Origin of the sequence: Amycolatopsis sp. NPDC051372 (genome assembly GCF_040682095.1) — a bacterium.
In the GTDB taxonomy this organism is placed as follows: Bacteria; Actinomycetota; Actinomycetes; order Mycobacteriales; family Pseudonocardiaceae; genus Amycolatopsis.
Genome location: NZ_JBFBAF010000046.1, coordinates 57,286 through 74,306, shown reverse-complemented (window position 1 = coordinate 74,306; position 17,021 = coordinate 57,286). Strand labels below are relative to the sequence as shown.

At 68.7% G+C, this 17,021-nt stretch carries 15 protein-coding genes and 6 pseudogenes; 11 read left to right on the top strand and 10 right to left on the bottom strand.

Translation table 11 applies throughout. The annotated features are described in order from the left end of the window. A pseudogene (locus AB0M56_RS45135) lies at window positions 1–453 on the top strand (methyltransferase); the annotation flags it as partial. Beyond that, a pseudogene (locus AB0M56_RS45130) lies at window positions 440–591 on the top strand (CDGSH iron-sulfur domain-containing protein). The pseudogenes AB0M56_RS45135 and AB0M56_RS45130, both read left to right, overlap by 14 nt. A gap of 56 nt (window positions 592–647) precedes the next feature. Here AB0M56_RS45130 and AB0M56_RS45125 read toward each other — a convergent pair. Together AB0M56_RS45125 and AB0M56_RS45120 are read right to left on the bottom strand one after the other, a co-directional pair. Beyond that, window positions 648–1,088 (bottom strand): glutamate-cysteine ligase family protein, encoded by a 441-nt coding sequence (locus AB0M56_RS45125; RefSeq protein WP_364188210.1) that lies wholly within the window; start codon window positions 1,086–1,088, stop codon window positions 648–650. Between the two features lie 276 nt (window positions 1,089–1,364). Then, entirely contained in the window at window positions 1,365–2,165 is an 801-nt protein-coding gene (locus tag AB0M56_RS45120) for an MBL fold metallo-hydrolase (RefSeq protein ID WP_364188207.1), read from the bottom strand. A 1,048-nt stretch (window positions 2,166–3,213) separates the two neighbouring features. Here AB0M56_RS45120 and AB0M56_RS45115 point away from each other — a divergent pair. Next, window positions 3,214–4,521: a zinc-dependent alcohol dehydrogenase gene (locus AB0M56_RS45115; protein ID WP_364188205.1), complete on the top strand. Its 1,308-nt coding sequence runs from the start codon at window positions 3,214–3,216 to the stop codon at window positions 4,519–4,521. A 15-nt stretch (window positions 4,522–4,536) separates the two neighbouring features. Continuing rightward, window positions 4,537–5,103 carry a hypothetical protein gene (locus AB0M56_RS45110; protein ID WP_364188202.1) on the top strand — a complete coding sequence of 189 codons (567 nt, stop codon included), beginning with the start codon at window positions 4,537–4,539 and terminating at the stop codon, window positions 5,101–5,103. Between the two features lie 231 nt (window positions 5,104–5,334). On the opposite strand, the gene AB0M56_RS45105 is transcribed toward AB0M56_RS45110, so the two are convergent. After that, window positions 5,335–5,820 carry a DUF4383 domain-containing protein gene (locus AB0M56_RS45105; RefSeq protein WP_364188200.1) on the bottom strand — a complete coding sequence of 162 codons (486 nt, stop codon included), beginning with the start codon at window positions 5,818–5,820 and terminating at the stop codon, window positions 5,335–5,337. A gap of 193 nt (window positions 5,821–6,013) precedes the next feature. Between AB0M56_RS45105 and AB0M56_RS45100 the strand changes: the two genes are divergently transcribed. After that, window positions 6,014–6,880 carry a manganese catalase family protein gene (locus AB0M56_RS45100; protein ID WP_364188197.1) on the top strand — a complete coding sequence of 289 codons (867 nt, stop codon included), beginning with the start codon at window positions 6,014–6,016 and terminating at the stop codon, window positions 6,878–6,880. 281 nt (window positions 6,881–7,161) lie between these two features. Beyond that, a pseudogene (locus AB0M56_RS45095) lies at window positions 7,162–7,316 on the top strand (IS5/IS1182 family transposase); the annotation flags it as partial. 45 nt (window positions 7,317–7,361) lie between these two features. On the opposite strand, the gene AB0M56_RS45090 reads toward AB0M56_RS45095, so the two are convergent. The 3 genes from AB0M56_RS45090 to AB0M56_RS45080 all read right to left on the bottom strand — a co-directional run bounded on the left by AB0M56_RS45090 (window position 7,362) and on the right by AB0M56_RS45080 (window position 8,765). Further along, a complete protein-coding gene (locus AB0M56_RS45090; protein WP_364188194.1) occupies window positions 7,362–7,619 on the bottom strand; it encodes a hypothetical protein in 258 nt (85 codons plus the stop codon). Window positions 7,620–7,932: 313 nt separating this feature from the next. Further along, the gene (locus AB0M56_RS45085; protein WP_364188192.1) at window positions 7,933–8,166 is read right to left on the bottom strand and encodes a hypothetical protein; all 234 of its coding nucleotides are present in this window, start codon (window positions 8,164–8,166) and stop codon (window positions 7,933–7,935) included. 122 nt (window positions 8,167–8,288) lie between these two features. Then, the gene (locus AB0M56_RS45080) at window positions 8,289–8,765 is read right to left on the bottom strand and encodes an STAS domain-containing protein (protein WP_364188189.1); all 477 of its coding nucleotides are present in this window, start codon (window positions 8,763–8,765) and stop codon (window positions 8,289–8,291) included. Window positions 8,766–9,050: 285 nt separating this feature from the next. On the opposite strand from AB0M56_RS45080, the gene AB0M56_RS45075 reads away from it, so the two are divergent. Further along, entirely contained in the window at window positions 9,051–9,530 is a 480-nt protein-coding gene (locus tag AB0M56_RS45075) for a DUF2243 domain-containing protein (RefSeq protein ID WP_364188187.1), read from the top strand. Further along, window positions 9,497–10,342 carry a cytochrome c oxidase assembly protein gene (locus AB0M56_RS45070; protein ID WP_364188184.1) on the top strand — a complete coding sequence of 282 codons (846 nt, stop codon included), beginning with the start codon at window positions 9,497–9,499 and terminating at the stop codon, window positions 10,340–10,342. Before AB0M56_RS45075 ends, AB0M56_RS45070 begins: the two co-directional genes overlap by 34 nt. Window positions 10,343–11,196: 854 nt before the next feature. Here the strand turns inward: AB0M56_RS45070 and AB0M56_RS45065 are convergent. The 3 genes and pseudogenes from AB0M56_RS45065 to AB0M56_RS45055 all read right to left on the bottom strand — a co-directional run bounded on the left by AB0M56_RS45065 (window position 11,197) and on the right by AB0M56_RS45055 (window position 13,901). After that, entirely contained in the window at window positions 11,197–12,891 is a 1,695-nt protein-coding gene (locus tag AB0M56_RS45065) for a GAF domain-containing protein (RefSeq protein WP_364188182.1), read from the bottom strand. A gap of 198 nt (window positions 12,892–13,089) precedes the next feature. After that, window positions 13,090–13,234, bottom strand: a pseudogene (locus AB0M56_RS45060) (transposase); the annotation flags it as partial. 352 nt (window positions 13,235–13,586) lie between these two features. Continuing rightward, complete coding sequence (locus tag AB0M56_RS45055) at window positions 13,587–13,901, bottom strand: hypothetical protein (protein ID WP_364188179.1); 315 nt, start codon at window positions 13,899–13,901, stop codon at window positions 13,587–13,589. Between the two features lie 78 nt (window positions 13,902–13,979). Here AB0M56_RS45055 and AB0M56_RS45050 point away from each other — a divergent pair, with 78 nt between their 5' ends. Beyond that, window positions 13,980–14,465, top strand: coding sequence for a hypothetical protein (locus AB0M56_RS45050; protein ID WP_364188176.1), 486 nt, complete (start codon window positions 13,980–13,982; stop codon window positions 14,463–14,465). A gap of 306 nt (window positions 14,466–14,771) precedes the next feature. On the opposite strand, the pseudogene AB0M56_RS45045 reads toward AB0M56_RS45050, so the two are convergent. Then, window positions 14,772–15,260: pseudogene (locus AB0M56_RS45045) on the bottom strand (transposase family protein); the annotation flags it as partial. 544 nt (window positions 15,261–15,804) lie between these two features. Here AB0M56_RS45045 and AB0M56_RS45040 point away from each other — a divergent pair. Together AB0M56_RS45040 and AB0M56_RS45035 are read left to right on the top strand one after the other, a co-directional pair. Further along, the gene (locus AB0M56_RS45040; RefSeq protein ID WP_364188174.1) at window positions 15,805–16,275 is read left to right on the top strand and encodes a hypothetical protein; all 471 of its coding nucleotides are present in this window, start codon (window positions 15,805–15,807) and stop codon (window positions 16,273–16,275) included. After that, window positions 16,253–16,829 (top strand): annotated as a pseudogene (locus tag AB0M56_RS45035) (hemerythrin domain-containing protein). The gene AB0M56_RS45040 and the pseudogene AB0M56_RS45035 overlap by 23 nt, the downstream one beginning before the upstream one ends. The last annotated feature ends 192 nt before the right edge of the window (window positions 16,830–17,021 follow it).

Here is a 17,021-nt window from a genome sequence, read left to right as displayed (position 1 = left end):
CGGGCGCTGGTGTCGGCGCGCGTGAACGCGGCGGCGCGCGGTCTGCCGGTGCGGACCCGCCGGGGCGGCCTTCTCGCCGCGGCCGCGGGTGGACCGTACGACATCGTCGTGGCGAACCCGCCCTATGTTCCCTGTCCGCCTGAGACGGAGCGACTCACACTCAGCTGTGACGCCGGCGAAGACGGTCGCGCGGTACTCGACCCATTGTGCGAAGGCGCCGTGGCACTGCTCGCTCCCGGTGGCGTGCTTCTGGTGGTGCACTCGACGATGTCCGATGTGGACCGTTCCCGGGAACAGCTGGCCGCGGGGGGACTCCGGACCGCGGTCGTGGCGCGGGCGCGGGTACCGTTCGGGCCGGTGCTGACCGGGCGGGCCCGGTTCCTGGAAGACCGTGGATTCGTTGCGCCGGGGGTGCGGCACGAGGAGCTGGTGGTGCTGCGTGCCGAACGGTGACCGGGAGCACCGCGGGGTGACCGTGGTCCCCGGCCCGCCGGTCCTGGTCGAAGGGCCGGTCGAACAGCGGACGCCGACGGGAAAGTGGCGCGGTCCGACCGGTTCGTTGTCGCGGTGTGCGCGTGCCGGCGCAGCTAACGGCTCCCATTCTGCGACACCAGTTTATGGGGCAACGGGCCGCTTCGACGCCGCAGTCAAGGCCGCCCAGTGCGGTGCGGATGAGGGCGCGGGACAGCAGGGCCTGCAACAGCGAACCGTCCACGGTGGATGAGACGTCGGCGGTCCGCGTTCGACGGTGCACCGCGGTGAGAGCCGGACCGGCCAGAAGGACTGGTGGTCGTCGATGAGCGCACCGCAGTCGACCAGGACGTCCACCGCGGCCCCGTACTCGGTGCGGCTGCGGAGTACGCGACCACGCCGGACTCGGGGAACCGTGACTGCAGCACCATTCGCCAACTGTGGTAGCTGGTGTCACGGCCGTGGTCGAACGGCGAGTTCGCGGACAGGGCCGGCAGCACCGGCAACCAGCGGCCGAGGTGGTTTACTCCGGAGACGGCGGTGTCGGGGTCCGCGACGCCCACGAGGACGTGGCACCCGCACACCTCGTAGTCGCTGACCGGGTCGCCGTAGCCCATGTCGATGTTGGCGTAACGCCCTGCGCCGCGAGCCCGGGCCGGGCGCGGAAGCGGTCAGCGGAGTGCCCGTGGCAGCCAACAGGCAGTCCTCTTCCGTCGGTGCTTCCGCGAGCAGCCGCCGTCCGGCTGTGAGCTGGGCGCGCCGGGCTACGGAGCTACCGGTGTCGGGATCCAGCAGTAGATGTTCCTCCTCGACGCTCCAGCGTCTCACCGGATCCGCTCATGCACACCTCCTGGCCCGTGGATACCCGATCGCCCGATGCCGATCTCGGGCAGTCAGAACCGCAGTGTCTCCCCGCGCTGGAGGACGCGGACCCGGGTCGAGGGGCGCCGTTCCCGGACTTCGACGAGGAAGTCGGACAGCGGAGAGGTGAACAGCCCGTAATCGTCGAAGTGGACGGGCACCATCTGGGCCGGGGTCAGCAGTTCGAGCAGGTCCACGCCCTGGCGGTGGTCCATGGTCACGAGCACGCCGAGCACCCGGGTGCCGCCCAGGTGCACCACGGCGAGGTCGAGGCCGGGGAACCGGTCCCGGATCGCGGCCAGTCCGTCGTGCATCACCGTGTCGCCGCTGAGGTACATCCGCAGCGGCTGGGCCTGTGGCGCTTCGCGGTACTCCAGCACGCTGCCCATGACCGGGGGCAGCACGCGGTTCAGCAAGCCCGGAGCGTGCTGGGCGGGCACCGCGGTCACGGTGAGCGTCGCGCCGGCGTCGGTGAACCGCTCGGAAGTCCAGGTCTCGAGCGGGACCGACGCGTGGAACCCGCGCCGCCGCAGCCGCCGGGCCGCGTGGTCGGTCGTCACGATCGGCAGGTCGCGAGGGAGTTCCCGGGCGGCCACCCGGTCGAAGTGGTCGCCGTGCAGGTGCGAGAGCACCACAGCGGTCAGTGGCGGGAGGTCCGCGGGTTGCGCCGCGGGTTCGGTCCGGCGCCGGGACACCAGACCCTGGCCGAAGTACGACCACTGACCCCGGTGGAGGAAGTTCGGGTCGGTCAGCACAGTGAACGGCCCGAGCCGCAGCAGGGTCGTCGCAGTGCCGATGAAGGACAAGGAGTTCCCGGCGGGTTCGGCGGTCATGGATCCGCAGGTACCCGGCGTGGCCCGGGATACACCCGGCGGCTGGGGGAGTGCGCGCCGGGTGGCCGCGTGGATCCCGGCAACGCGCGGAGCCACCTGGGGACGGGGACCGAAGATTCACCCATACCGACCACGCGGGCCCCGCGGTGGTGAGCACCGGTGTCCTGGTGATCTTCGACGAACTCGCGGGCAACCCGAAACCGGGAAACCCGCCGTGATGATGGCATTCGGGCCTGGCCTGACGCTCTACACCGCACTGCTGTCAAGGCCGGACTGAGCCTCGCGGCCACGACTCCGATGATCGCGAGACTTGCGGCGGGTCGTGGCGTGGCTTCTGGTGGGGCGGCCGGACCGCGCGCTGCTTGACCGTCCGGCCGCCATTCTCGGACTACCCAGCTGGTCCGGACCCTTAACCGTGCTACGCGTGGTTCGCGACGCAATCACGATGATCACGGACGCAGTCACGATGATCACGGCAAGAGGTACCAGGTCATAGTCACGATGGTGCCGAGCTCGGTGGCATGGAGGGCGGTGTGGCCGGAGAGGGTGCCGATGAGGGTTAGCCGCGTCCGTGAACGGGTCCGGGTCCGGGTCCGGCTGATGGTGGGCGTGGAGTTCGACAGCGCCGGTCAGACGGCGTTGGCGGCCAGCGCCTCTTCCACCGACTGGTGCAGGGCGAACACGGGCCCGCGGCCGATCAGCTTGAGCGTGCGGACGAGGTAGCGCCCGACCGCCAGCCGCAGTTCAGCGCATCCACTGGCGGCCGCCGCCCGGGCCTCGTGTTCGGCTCACGGCTCGACCGGTGCTACGACGAGCGCCGGGCCGTGCTGGAACAACTCGACGTGTCGCCGGACGCCCATGACCCGCGAGGACGACCGTCGAACCAGACAGCACTCCGCCGCGCACCCGGCTCCGACCCGGATCGGCTACGAGTTCGCCCGTGCCCGCGGGCACGGGGTGCGCGACGTCAACCGCGAGCTCGAGGCGCACCGGGTGCGCAGCAGGCGCAGGAGGCGGTTCGTCACGAACGTCGTGATCGCCTCGGAGGATGCCCGGCTCGAGCACGGTGCCGGAGTCGTGGCCGGGCCGAAGTGTGCACGTTCGACGGTTATGCGCGGGCGGCTCGGGTACTCAGTCGCCCGGTGGCGCGGTCGGTTGCGTGACGGCAAGCGGCCGGCCGCTCCGAGGGATCGCCGGAGGAGGCGCTGTGCGTGCGATGGTGTATCGCGGGCCGTACAAAGTACGGGTCGAGGAAAAGGAAGTGCCGGCGATCGAGCATCCGAACGATGCGATCGTCCGGGTGTCGTTGGCGGCGATCTGTGGGTCGGATTTGCATCTCTACCACGGGATGATGCCGGACACCCGGGTCGGCTTCACCTTCGGGCACGAGTTCGTCGGCGTGGTCGAGGACGTGGGATCAGGTGTGCGGAATCTCAAGCGCGGCGACCGGGTGATGGTGCCGTTCAACATCTTCTGCGGGACCTGCTGGTTCTGCGCCCGCGGCCTGTACTCGAACTGTCACAACGTGAACCCCAACGCCACGGCCGTCGGTGGCATCTACGGGTATTCGCACACCTGCGGGGGGTACGACGGTGGCCAAGCCGAGTTCGTCCGGGTGCCGTTCGCCGACGTGGGCCCGACCGTCATCCCGGAGTGGATGGACGACGAAGACGCGGTCCTGCTCACCGACGCACTCGCCACGGGCTATTTCGGCGCGCAGCTCGGAGACATCGTCGAGGGCGACGTGGTCGTCGTCTTCGGGGCCGGCCCGGTCGGGCTGTTCGCCGCGAAGTCGGCGTGGCTGATGGGTGCGGGACGGGTGATAGTCGTCGATCACCTCGAGTACCGCCTGGAGAAGGCGCGAACCTTCGCGCACGCCGAAACCTGCAACTTCACCGAGTACGACGACATCGTCGTGCAGATGAAGAAGCTCACCGACCACCTCGGTGCCGACGTCGCGATCGACGCGGTGGGCGCAGAGGCCGACGGCAACCTGATCCAGCACGTCACGTCGGCCAAGCTGAAGCTGCAGGGCGGTTCACCGATCGCGCTCAACTGGGCCATCGACTCGGTCCGCAAAGCCGGCACCGTGTCGGTGATGGGGGCCTACGGGCCGATGTTCAGCGCGGTCAAATTCGGCGACGCCCTGAACAAGGGCCTCACTCTGCGGATGAACCAGTGCCCCGTCAAGCGGCAGTGGCCGCGGTTGTTCGAGCACATCCGCAACGGCTACCTCAAGCCGAGCGACATCGTCACCCACCGGATCCCGCTCGAGCACATCGCCGAGGGCTACCACATCTTCTCCGCGAAGCTGGACGGCTGCATCAAGCCGCTGATCGTGCCTAGCGGCAGCTAAGGAAGGAACCCGATCATGGTCTACACCTCCAAGCGGCCGCCGCTCGCGGAGACGAGTGACCAACTGCGTGCCCGGATCCCCGGCTGGGGAGCCGACCTCGATCCGCAGGACCGGCCGTCTGTACCGAAACTGCTGTGGAAAGAGGACCAGACGGGCGCGCACTGGGAGTTCCCCGAGCGCCAACCCGAGAAGTGGCCTCGGGAACGGTCGATCGAGCACGCGTTCCTCACCCCGGTTTTCGGTACCTCATGCCCACCTCGTGGCCTCTCCGGCGCCGTGCGCAAGATCGCCTATCGCAAGTACAGCGAGGCGCGCGCCGCGCATTGGCTTCTCCTGCTGGCGGCCGACCGGGTGGATGCGTGGGAGCACCACCTGCGTTCGTTTGCCACAATCCATCCGGACAACCCCATCACCGAAACCGGTGTCGCCAGCGAGTTCTCCCGCCACGGAATTTCCTCCCGGGTCGGCAAGAAACGCGCGGACGTCAAGCACCACCTGCTGGACCCTCTCATCGTGGCGGGGCCGTGGGTGCTGGCCGGTGGTCTCGTCGTCGCGGCGGTCAGGAACGTCCTCCGCCGCTGAGTGCGCCAGCAGGTGGGCTCTCGTCTTCAGCGAGACCCGGCCTCTGCTCGTCCGCCCAGTGCGCGAGGGGCGATCGATGGCCTCGTAGACGTCGGGGTCGGTTCTCATGACGAGGCGGGCGCGCGGTGTCCGCGGCGATGGCCGGCATGCGGTCCCTTCGATTTTCAACGGGGCGCCGGCGGGTAAGGAGGAGACCGCCGACGCCCCTGGGAACCACGCGTTGCGTGGTTGCTAGCGACCGCCGGATCCCCCGGCTGCGGTCGGTGTGGAGGCTGTGCGTTCTTCGCGGCCGGTGAGCAGACCCAGGGCGATCATGCCGAGTCCGAGGCCGAGGTGGAGCCAGTTGTCCGCGTTGTTGAGCGGAACGAAGTTGGCGTCACTGCCGTGGTCGATGAGCAGTCCGTAGAGCCACAGCGCGAGGTACACGACTCCTCCGATGAGGAGGTACAGCCGCGCGGCGCGCGAGGTGCGGGCGCACGCGAGGCCGACGATGCCGAAGAGCAGGTGCACGATGTTGTGCAGGGTGGAGACCATGAACAAACCGAAAAGCATGGCCATCGAGTCGTGTCCGGCGAAGCCCATCTGGTCGTAGTCGGTCGTGACGCCGGGGATGAACCCGAGTACGCCGACCACTAGGAATACGACGGCGACGATACTCGCGGCGACCTGGGCGGACGACCGCCCGATGGCGGTGTATGACGGCGAATTCGTGGACATGTCCTTCTCCTCCCTGAGCGGGCTCCGGTGGGGCCGACGGCCGCCACGTCGAACGAGGCGTACCCCGGGGATGCTTCGGTAATCCCGGTGGCCTCGAACCGGGCTGAGATGGTTATTTCCGCGTGCGGTGGGCATTCGGACGGACCTGTTGCCAGCGATGGCTGGTTTCCACCTTGTAGAAAGGGCGTGAGTAATGTTCCGTCACACGAAGCTGCTGCAGTTCGAGGCTAAGCCGGAGAAGCCCGACCCGGTGTATGCGCACAAGCTGCAGGAACTCATCGGCGGCGCGTTCGGCGAGATGACCGTGACGATGCAGTATCTGTTCCAGGGTTGGAACTGCCGTGTCGAAGGCAAGTACAAGGACCTGATCATGGACACGGCGACCGAGGAGATCGGTCACGTCGAGATGCTGGCCACGATGGTCGCCCGGTTGCTGGAAGGCGCGCCCGCCACGGCCACCGCGGAATCGGTGAAGGATCCGGTGATGGCCGCCGTGATCGGCGGCATGGACCCTCAGCAGGCCATTGTCGCCGGCGGCGGCGCGTTGCCCGCGGACAGCAACGGCTATCCGTGGAACGGCAAGTACATCGTGGCGTCGGGCAACCTCCTGGCCGATTTCCGTGCGAACGCCGCCGCGGAAGCCCAGGGCCGGTTGCAAACAGCACGGCTGTACAACATGACCGACGACCCGGGCGTAAAGGCCATGCTGCAGTTCAACCTTGCCCGGGACACTGTGCACCAGAAGCAGTGGCTGGCCGCGATCGAAGAACTCGAAGCCGATGGGTTGGAGGGCGAAGTGGCCCCGAGCGCATTGTTCGACGAAGAGAACCAGGAGCACAACCACACCATCTGGCACCTGTCCGACGGCCCCGATGGTGCCAAGGGCGCCAGCTGGACCACCGGCGCCGGCATCGAGTACTTAATGGACGCCAAGCCCCTCGGCGGCCCCGGCACAGCACCCAAGCCCGACCCCGCACTCTACGGCACCTACGCACCCCTGCAGGACGCCAAGGGAACGATGAAAGGCAAGGCGAAATCCGCCAAGAACAAGGCCACCTGACCGCACACGGCGGCCCGGTGCCCAGCCGGGCCGCCGTGTCGGCCGAACCGATCGGTGGCAATTATCTGCCGGGGCGGCTCAGTGGAAGTCTCGAGACCTCACCGCCAGCGGAGCCACCGCATTTTCGCGCACGGCCTAGATCGTTTACGTGGTGTTCGCTTGCTCGTGGGCGACGATGCTGATTGTGGTTGGTCGTTGTCGTTGTCGTTGCGGTTGGTGCCGGATGAGTTTCGTTGGTGGAGCCGTTGGCCTCGGTGTTCGAGCCGCGTCCGCAGGGTGGCGGCTCGAAGATCCACGAGCTGTCCGATCGCGCCGGATTGCCACCGCCGGTAGATGTCTCTGCTGCGAACACCAACGACTCCTACGCGCTCAAGCCCCTGGTCATGGCGGATCCCCGGCCATCACGTCCCGCAGCGGCCCAATGCGCCGCAAGCCGCGTTGACAAGGCCAACGAGGACGGCCAAATCGCAGAACGCAGCACCTACGGCCACGACCCCCGCAGCATTCCGGCTAATCCAGCCACGCCACCGGCATCTCCCGATCCTGCGCCTGTGGTGATGCGGGTCAGCGGCCGCTGCGTCAGCACCGCAGGTATGCGGGCATCCACGCAGCCCCACAGGACTCGAGGGATCTCTTCGGCTGCGACGTTTCCCATGAAGGAGAAGCCAAGGAGTCCGATCACGTCGGGCACTTCGCGGAGGGCGCCAAGGGTGTGACGCCGGATCTTCTCGAGGTCCATGCGGGACTTACTGCCAGGTCTTCCGGCCAGCGAGCTCGGCTCGTTCGATGAAGGCTTGAAATAGGAAGGGCGAACCACATCAGGCCGGTCGGATGCCGAGCACGTTCGCACGGCGCTGCTCGATTACGGAAGTTTCAATTCCTGCATCACCAGAACGGCTCATTGCCTCTGACGTTGGCTGTCCGGTCCGCGCAGGGCGCTGTACAGCAGCCGAACCTGTGCCTTGCGGCCCCGACGGTTGATGGCGCAGAGCGTCAGCTTGGTGTGAAAATTCGGATCGGCCAAGGCCTCGGGCGCGGCGGGGGCAGTTCGCTCAGGGAAGGCCGATGTCGAGATTCAGCAGGTGGGCGCCCTCGGCTTCGTCGCGACGCACGCCCACAGGTCTTCGGCACCACAGGTTCCATGCCTTGATCTGCATCTCGGCGTCGATGACGATGATCCCGGTGAGGATGGACTCGAGGAACTCGTTGACCTCGTCGAGGTCGAGGCTTCGTTCGAGCCGCGCCTGCTCCACGTAGGCGCGCAACGCCACCGGCCAGTACGACACCTCCAGGTCACGCAGCCGTCGGCCAATGTCGCGTTCGGACAGCTCGAACGTGATCTCGGCCTACTGGTTGACCAGTGCGGTGATCTCGTCCTCGGTCACCACGATCTTTTCCCGGAACGAGGTCACTCCTGTCTGCGGCGGACGAACTCAGCTTCGACGCATTCTCTGGTCGCGGACCGCGCCGGGCGGGACCGAGGACCGCCATTGTCAAATGCCCTCGCGCGGCCACGGCGCTCACATCCGATCGGCACGAGTTGCAGCAGTCTCAGGGCAGCGTGTGAGCTTCCGGGATCAACCGAGAAGTCGACGCCGTGCTCGCCGGCCACCAGGTCGAGCTGGGACAGCACCCGCAGCCCGGCCACCGAGAGGAACATACTCGGTGAGAGATCGATGACGACGATCTCGACGGTGCTGCGGAGCAGAGACCCGACTACCTCTTCGAGTTGAGGCGCCGTGCACGAATCGACTTCGCCCGCGACTTCGACCACCGCCACGGTCGGCGTTGGCCGACGAACACAGAGGTGAAACTCGTCACCGGTGTCAAAATCGGCACCCAGCGGCAATCCAGAGCTGGTTTCGCTGCGATTCGAGAAGGTCATCGCAGTCCTCCCCTCGAGGGCGCCCGCAGGATGATCGTCAAAGACAGCGCAGGGAGCGTGCAGTTCGACGACCGACTTCCCGCCGGGCGAGAAACGACATCGGCGGCTGCTGACTCAACCTTCGTCTTACGGTAGTGCATTTGCGCCACCGACACCACGTCGTGCTCGCTGAGCGTGGGACGACGCTAGGCATGCAGAACACACGACCGTGTCGTCCTCGGGGGTTAGTCCGCAGGCCGTGATGCATGTCCGGCCGGGCGGCGGGTAGCCCCAAGGCCGGAGGTGATGGACGTGGTGGAGGCCGCACGGTCCGGGATTGGCGCTTCGCCCGTGCGCAGGGCTCGTTCGGCGTGGGCCGGGGTGCTGGCGGGAGTCGGCGTCGCGGCGTTCGTCGACGAGACGGTGTTCCACCAGCTGCTGCATTGGCACCACTTCTTCGACCGATCGACGACCGGTGCCGGTCTGGTCTCGGACGGGCTGTTCCACGCGTTCGGCTGGTTCGCGATCGTGTTCGGCCTGATCCTGGTGGCCGACCTGCGACGTGGTGACCGGCTCTGCGGGCGCGCGTTCGCGGGCGGGGTCCTGACCGGTGCTGGTGCGTTCCAGCTGTACGACGGCACCATCCAGCACAAGCTGCTGAACCTGCACCAGATCCGCTACGGCGTTTCGCTCGCGCCCTACGACTGGATCTGGAATGGCGTGGCGGTGGTTCTGCTGGCGGCGGGTGTGCTGTGCCTGCGGGTCGCGTGGACGCGGACGGCCTGAACATGGGTGTGTTCCTGGCCCACGGTGGGCACGGCGAGGGGTTATTTACCGGCTGGCTCGCCGTGGTGCCGGCGCTGGTCGTGCTCGCCGGTTACACGGCCGGCACGTGGCGCGTGCGCCGTCGTGGCGACAGGTGGCCCGCCGCGCGCGAGGCCGCGTTCTCTCTCGGCGCCATGACGGCCGCGGCGGCGGTGCTCGTCCCGGAAACGTCCGGGTTCACCGGACACATGCTGCAGCACGTTCTGCTGGGCATGGTCGCGCCTGTTTTGCTCGTGCTCGGCCGCCCGGTGACGCTGCTCCTGCGGGTCACATCGGCGACGATCCGCCGCCGACTCGCGCGGGTGCTCGGATCCGGTCCCGTGGGGGCGCTACTGTTCCCGCCGTTCACGGCCGCGCTGGAGGCGGGCAGTCTGTGGCTGCTCTACCGGACCGGTCTCTACGCCGCCGCCGCCGCCGACCCGGTGCTGCACGGGGTGGTTCACATCCACGCGTTCCTGACCGGACTGCTGTTCACGGCAGCGGTGTGTCAGCTCGAGCCGGTGCGCCACCGTTCGGGGCTCGGGGTGCGGGCCGGTGCGCTGGTGGGTGCCGCCGCTGCGCACGCGGTGCTGGCCAAGACGCTGTACACCGTGTCGCCGCCCGGCGCGCTGCTTGCCACCGCCGACAGGCAGGCGGGCGCGCAGCTGATGTACTACGGCGGAGACATGGTCGAACTCGGCCTCGCCTTGATCCTCGCCCTTCCGTGGTACGCCGCTCGCGGCCGGGCCGAGGCCCGGGCCCGTCGCCGGACCGACGCCGTGCGCGGCCGCTGATCGCGGCTCTGCGCGGAAGGCGCGGGCCCGACTGGTCCAGGAAACCGCTGGGCCCGGACCGGCACTCCCCGCAAGTTCGTTGAGGAACTCGTGGCATTGCTTCATCCGGGCCGAGTCGTCTTCCATCACGCGGCGGAAGAACCCGGCGACGTCTTGGCGGTCGGCGCGCGTCAGCACCGACGGAGGTGGTTCCGATGGGCAGGAGGCGCAGAGAGCCGGAAGGACCGATGGAGCTGTCCCGGGAGTCCTGGCGGGCGATGCTCAAGCGGACGATGCGACAGTTCGGGAAGGACAGCCATGTCCGACTGGACCTTCACCGAAAGTTCCGGCGCGAACCGCCAGAAGATCGCTTCCTGACGAGTTCCAGAGGGTTCCGAACCGCGGGCCGTGCGCGTGCGGTGCGGCCCTCCCACACGAGAAAGGACAGTGACCTCATCGGTCCGTCCCGACCAGCCCCCTCGCCCCCGCTTTGGCGAAGGTGCGCGGCGCTACGCGTCCCTGTCGCCGACCCGCCTGGTCTTCTGTCCGAACCCGTGCGAGCCGGTGGTGCGACGCCACGGCGGCCGCGCCACCGACTCCGGGTGTCACGTCCAGTTCTGCACGTTCTCTTTCGCTTGGCGCGCGTGTTCCCCGACGTCGCCGGCGGACCGGCCTGGCGAGCCTGCGCGGATCACGCGAACGCCACACCGGGCAACGGCATGTCGAGCTCGGGGCGCTCGCGCGATCCGGCTTACGGTCAGCGCGACGCGGCGAACGAGACCAGGGGAGTGGCATGGCCGACGACGAGCAGCAGGCGAAGAAGTGCTTCAAGTGCGAGAAGTCCGAGCCCGGCCCGGCGAGGTGCTTCTCCGGACTCAGACGGGATGTCCTTGGTCGCTGACGTGCTCAAAGCTGTCGGCTTCGCCGGCGTGCTCCATCGGGAGTTGAACCTGAAGGGTGGTGCCCTCTCCGGGCGGGCTGTGCAGCGCTAGGCCGCCGCCGAGCGCCTCGGCCCGATCCTTGAGGCCGGTGAGACCGGAGCCGCGGGTGATGTCGGCGCCGCCGCAGCCGTCGTCGCGGACGCGCACGTGCAGCACGTCTTTATCGGCGGCCACTTGGACCTCGGCGGTGGTGGCGTGCGCATGCTTGGCCGCGTTGGTCAGCGCCTCGGCCACGACGTAGTAAGCGGCGGTCTCGACCGGCTCGGCCAGCCGCCCCTCCACCCGGACATCCAGCCGGACCGGGACCGCAGAGCGGTGGGCCAGCGCCTTCAGCGCGGAGCGCAGACCGCGCTCGGCCAGGATGGCCGGGTGTAGGCCGTGGGCGATCTCGCGCAGCTCCTCCTGGACCTCGATCAGCCCAGCGGCCACCTCGTCGAGCTGCCGCACCAGCTCACTGCCCCCGGACGGCGCGGCCAGCTGCACGGCTCGTAGCTGTAGGGCGAGGGAGACCAGGTGCTGCTGAGCGCCGTCGTGCAGGTTGCGCTCGATCCGGCGGCGGGTGGTATCGGCGGTGGTCACGATCCGCGCCCGGGAGGTGGCCAGCTGCGCGTGGGCCTCGGCGTTGGCGAGGGCGGTGGCGGCAAGCTCGGTGAACCCGGCCAGCCACGCCTCCGTGTCGGCGGGCAGCGGCTCCTCTTGCGTGCATGACACGACCATGACGCCCCACAGACGGCCCGCGACGCTGACCGGCACGCCGACGGCCGAGCGCACGCCCAACTCGCTGGCGACATCGCAGTCCGGGCCCGGGGTGCCGGCGGGGCTGTCGATCCGTGCGGGACGGCCGGTCTGGAACACCAGCGTGTACACGTTCCGCCCTCCGGGGGGCAGCCGGGTTCCGGCGGGGACGGCGGCGCCGGTGCTGCTCCACGTGGCGATCAACCTTGCCGCGCCATCGGGGTCGTATCGGGTCATCCACGAGTGGTGGGCGCCCAGCAGCCGCCCGGCTTCCTCAGTGACCGCGGCAAACACCTCCGGCGGCGGCGGCGCCCGGGCCACCAGTGTCGCCACCCGCCGCAGCGCCGCCTGCTCCTCGGCGAACCGGTGCAGCTCCACCCGCGCCTGTGAGTTGGCGATCGCGGTGGCCACCAGCTCGGTGAACCCGGCCAGCCACGCCTCGGAGTCGGCCGGCAGCGGCTCCCCTTGCGAGGATGCGACGACCATGGCGCCCCACAGGCGGCCTTCGACGCTGACCGGCACGCCCACGGCCGCGCCGTAATCGAACTTGCGGGCGAGATCGTCGGCGACGAGGCCCGGGGTGCCGGTGGAATGGTCGATGCGCGCGGGACGGCCGGTCTGGAACACCAGCGTGCGCACGTTCCGCCCTCCGAGGCGCAATCGGGTTCCGGCGGGGACGGCGGCGCCGGTGCTGCTCCACGTGGCGACCACTATTGCCGCGCCATCAGGTTCGTATCGGGTCATCCACGCGTGGTGGGCGCGCAGCAGCCGCCCGGCTTCCTCAGTGACCGCGGCAAACACCTTCTGCGGCGACGCCGCCCGGGCCACCAGCGTCGCCACCCGCCGCAGCGCCGCCTGCTCCCTGGCGATCCGGTCGCTCCGCTGAGTGACCATCAGGCCTCCGCTCCGGCGGCAGCCACGCCGCCTCCTCACTTGACGCCCGCCAGCGCCCGCACGCCCACAGCCAGAAGGCCGGCCAGGAACCGTCCGGGTGGACAGGCCCGGCCACCCACCGCCACCAGCCAGATCCCGCCGCGCCGATCACATCGCCACAACCGGCCTGACCAGCGGCGACTCCTCCAACATAACCCCGGTCTGCCAGGGCGGGAAGTCCGCGGGAAGTTGCCGCCACGAGCACCCGGCCCGCACGATGTAGAGGATCGCGTCCACCAGCGCGCGGTGGGGATGCTTCTCCGGCCGGGCCCGCGGTCCTCACCTCCGGCAGCAGCAGCTCGATCAGAGCCCAGTGTTCGTCGCCGGTGTCCGAGGAGTACCGCGCACGTCGTGCCACCCCGGCACTGTTGATCACCTGCGCCGACAAGGTCACGCGGGCACGCCAGCCTTCTCGAACACACTCTAAGAAGGAACGTCCTTATCACTGGCATGCCCGGTTCGGTCACGGTATCGACTCGATCGGCACCAGGTCCTCATCAACAACCCACCACGGCACCGCGCGCTCGCTCGGCAGATCGCGGTGACGTCCCACTCAGCCTCGTCGAACATCGTCACTCCAACCGATCGATCAGCGATGGAGTGAGGACTACTGGCTACTCGCGACTGCGGATAGGACTGTCTCGGCGTGTCGCCTCTTAGTCCGGTAAACGGCCGGCGGAGATCCCGACCTCATCCATCAGCCGCTGCGCCGAAACCGGCCGTTCCAGGACGCCCGGCAGCGTGACGACGCCATCCTTCACGGCCGCCAACAACACGGCCCTCTGCTGGCGCAGCAGGTTCGCCTTCTCCAACGCGGATTCCCGCTGCTCGGCGGTCAGTGCCGGTACAGGCATCATCGGCTCCTGGATCAAATGGGAGATCAGGCCGGTGCCGTCACGGCCACCCCGAACGTACCCGCCGCCCGGTCGCGAGACCCACCTGAAACGCAGCCCCTCGACGATGGCGCTCACCACCGGCCAGCAGTTCTTGACCACCGTGCGCGACGCGGTCTCGGTGGATCGGTCTCCGGTAGCGCGTAGTGTCCGGGCATGGATCCCGACAGCCGGCAGGGCCTGCGCGGAGAGTCTGTTCCGGAATTGCTGGGACACTACGCGGCGATCCTGCAGGAGTTGCGGCGGCGGGGCGTTGTGAGGACTCGGAATGCGCCGCTGGGTGACTATGCCGAGTGCCTCGCCGCGCGGGTCTACGACGGGGAGCTGGCCCCGAAGTCGGTCTCCTACAACCTGCGGGCTGCGGACGGGCGTCGGGTCCAGGTGAAGGCCAGGACCATCCACCCGGACACCCGAGGCGCGTTCTTCTCACCCTTCCGTTCTTTCGATTTCGACGTCGCCGTCTTGATCGCCGTCGACAGCTCCACCTACAACGTGCTGTGGGCCCGCGAGGTGCCGGTCGCCGACATCGAAGCCGCCAGCCGGTACTCGGCGCACACCAACGGGAACCGAGTCTCGATCACCGCTGGTGCGCGGCTCGGCACGGACGTGACGACGCGATTCAGCGCCGTCCTGTCGGCGTAACGGGGACCTTCACAGGCGGATCGCAAACCCCCGAGAACGTGACATTGGCGCGTACACGGCAAGCTTTACATTCTCGTCCTACGCAAACACCGATCAGCCGCGAGTGTCTCGCCAGCGATCTTTTCTGATACTTGGCGTGCCACGCCCGTTCATCTGCCTGCACGCCTCGTTCGCGCCCCGGTGGCCACATCTCCGACCGGGCCCGCAATCTCGCCGGCGCCCTGGACGAACTCGACGACGCCGACGCCGCCTTGAGCGATCAGATCATCCACCGGCTCCGTCGTGACACCTCCGCCGACGCCCCCGGCGATGGCCGCCATCAGCCATGACCGGCCGGTCGGCGAGTCGTTCGGCGATGCCGGAGGCGCGGTAGACGGTGCAGTTGTTGCGGCTGCCCGGTTGCGGATCGCCGGTGGCGATCACCAGCAGGGTCTCGGCGTCGATCGCGGCCTGCACGTTGGCCGATAGCGGTAGTTCTTCGACGGTGTCGCCAGCCGGTGATCAAATTCGGGACCAGGGTGCCGTCCACGATCGCGACTGCATCGATCGGGCGTTTGCGGACCGCGGCCAGCGCCAGCAGTGGGCCGATCGTGTCGATCATCCGGTACGCCGCGGAATGCGAAACCCGAACAGCGGCCCGATCTGGCGCATCGTCAGGTACGCCCGCCAGTACGTCGCCACCTGCCCCACGCGATCTGCCAGCGGCAACGCCCTCTGCCGGCCCCGGGCAGCCGTCCGCGATCTCGCCGCGCCCCGCTTGGCGACCAGCCGCACCAGCTTGCGGAACTGACGCGGTCAGGGGTCGCCAGCTCGCGTGCGCGGGCCCCCCTCGCACGAGCACGTTCTGCTCCCTCTGCTGTCGTGATCACTCTCCCCTCGTTCCCCTCCGGCAGTCGTTCAACCCAGTAGAAGAACCCATATTGGTGTCGCCTTCATGTCGAACGGCTCGCACGGTCCAGCGCCATCAGCCTGAGCGGTTTCGGGTGACACGGGATGAGCCCGCTCAGGCGCGGCGCGGCGAACTGTCCACGACCAGCTGTGCCGAACCGGACTACCCGTTCTGCCGCCGGGTCTTTTGCAAGCCGTAGCCGCCGATCCGTTCACCAAACGGCGGTCTGCACCGAGATCATCCGCCGGATGCGCGACGGCCAGGACGCCGATCCCTTCGACGACGCCGGCGCAATCTGGCCCACCCACCGCCACCCCTGCGCTACATGGGCCAAATTGCGGGCGGTACCGGCACGACCTGGTGGCGCGCCGGCGTGTGCTGCGATCTGGACCGGCGGGCCGCGTCCTGAATTCCGAGTTTCGGCGATCCGGGTCCCGGGCACCCGCTGACATGAGGCGAGCGATCCTCCGCGGCCTGGCCGCGGGAGCGGCGGGCACCACGGCGTTGCACGCCATCACCTATCTGGACATGGTCCTGCGCGGCAGGCCAGCCAGCCAAACCCCGGAGCAGAGCGTGACGCGGCTGGCCGACCTGGCCGGACTCACGTTCCCCGCCAAGGGGCGGAACAATCGCGTTTCGGGAGCTGGCGCGCTGCTCGGGATCGTGTCCGGTCTCGTGGTGGGGGCCGGCTACGGCGCGATCCGCGCGGCGGGCTGGCGCCCCTCCGCGACGACGGCCGGCGCGGTCGCCACCGTGGGCGCCATCGCTGTGTCGGCCGCATCGATGGCCGCGATAGGAGTGTCCAACCCGCGCGATTGGTCGCTTTCGGATTGGGTGTCCGACGTGGTGCCGCACATCGCGTACGGCTGGGTCACCACCGCGTCGTACGCGGCGATGCTTGACCGAGGGGAATCCGGGTAGCCGTCGGTGCCCCCCGGACCTCGTCGAAGCCATCATCACAGACCACCGCGAGGTGGAAGCGGTGTTCGCCGAAATCGAGGTCGGCATCGACCCGAGCGCACGGCGGGAACTGGTCGAGCACGCCATCGTCGAGCTGGTGCGCCACTCTGTGGCCGAGGAGCAGTATCTGTGCCCCACGGCCCGCAAGGTGCTCGCGAACGGCGACGAGCTGGCCGACCACGAGCTCGAAGAGCACGCCGAAGCCGAGAAGGTCATGAAGGCGATCAAAAACACCGACACCACTGAGCCGAAGTTCGGCGAGCTGGTCGGCAAACTGATCGAGGAGATCCGCCATCACCTCAACGACGAGGAGAACGACCTCCTCCCGAAGCTGCGCAGCGCGTGCGGTGCGCAGCTTCGGGAGCTGGGCCAAAAGTTCGAGCAGGCCAAGGAGCTGGCACCGACGCGCCCGCGATCCCGCGGCCCCTGGCGGGCCGCCGGCCAACAAAATCCTCGGTCCGGGAGTGGGGCTCATCGACCGCATGCGGGCCGCGCTCAGCGGACGCGACAGCTGAAAATCAGCGTCGGGTCGGAGAGTCGGGGTGGAGACAAGCGCGCGATCGATGTGGTTCGCTCGGTGATTGCGCCCGATGGGCTTTTCGCCCCGGAGGGATCCGTACGGGTGGACTTCCAGTTGGCGCCAATACGGATCGGGCGCTCGGTCATCCGATAGCCAGCTGCGACGCTCACGCATGCGCGCCACTTGC

Bases quoted from the DNA above. Each gene is read 5' to 3' on its own strand.
- AB0M56_RS45100 (WP_364188197.1), top strand. From the start codon at position 6,014: ATGTTCCGTCACACGAAGCTGCTGCAGTTCGAGGCTAAGCCGGAGAAG.
- AB0M56_RS45040 (WP_364188174.1), top strand. From the start codon at position 15,805: ATGAGGCGAGCGATCCTCCGCGGCCTGGCCGCGGGAGCGGCGGGCACC.
- AB0M56_RS45120 (WP_364188207.1), bottom strand. From the start codon at position 2,165: ATGACCGCCGAACCCGCCGGGAACTCCTTGTCCTTCATCGGCACTGCG.
- AB0M56_RS45115 (WP_364188205.1), top strand. From the start codon at position 3,214: ATGCCCGGCTCGAGCACGGTGCCGGAGTCGTGGCCGGGCCGAAGTGTG.
- AB0M56_RS45080 (WP_364188189.1), bottom strand. From the start codon at position 8,765: ATGACCTTCTCGAATCGCAGCGAAACCAGCTCTGGATTGCCGCTGGGT.
- AB0M56_RS45075 (WP_364188187.1), top strand. From the start codon at position 9,051: ATGGACGTGGTGGAGGCCGCACGGTCCGGGATTGGCGCTTCGCCCGTG.
- AB0M56_RS45050 (WP_364188176.1), top strand. From the start codon at position 13,980: ATGGATCCCGACAGCCGGCAGGGCCTGCGCGGAGAGTCTGTTCCGGAA.
- AB0M56_RS45090 (WP_364188194.1), bottom strand. From the start codon at position 7,619: ATGGACCTCGAGAAGATCCGGCGTCACACCCTTGGCGCCCTCCGCGAA.
- AB0M56_RS45065 (WP_364188182.1), bottom strand. From the start codon at position 12,891: ATGGTCACTCAGCGGAGCGACCGGATCGCCAGGGAGCAGGCGGCGCTG.
- AB0M56_RS45110 (WP_364188202.1), top strand. From the start codon at position 4,537: ATGGTCTACACCTCCAAGCGGCCGCCGCTCGCGGAGACGAGTGACCAA.
- AB0M56_RS45105 (WP_364188200.1), bottom strand. From the start codon at position 5,820: ATGTCCACGAATTCGCCGTCATACACCGCCATCGGGCGGTCGTCCGCC.
- AB0M56_RS45125 (WP_364188210.1), bottom strand. From the start codon at position 1,088: ATGGGCTACGGCGACCCGGTCAGCGACTACGAGGTGTGCGGGTGCCAC.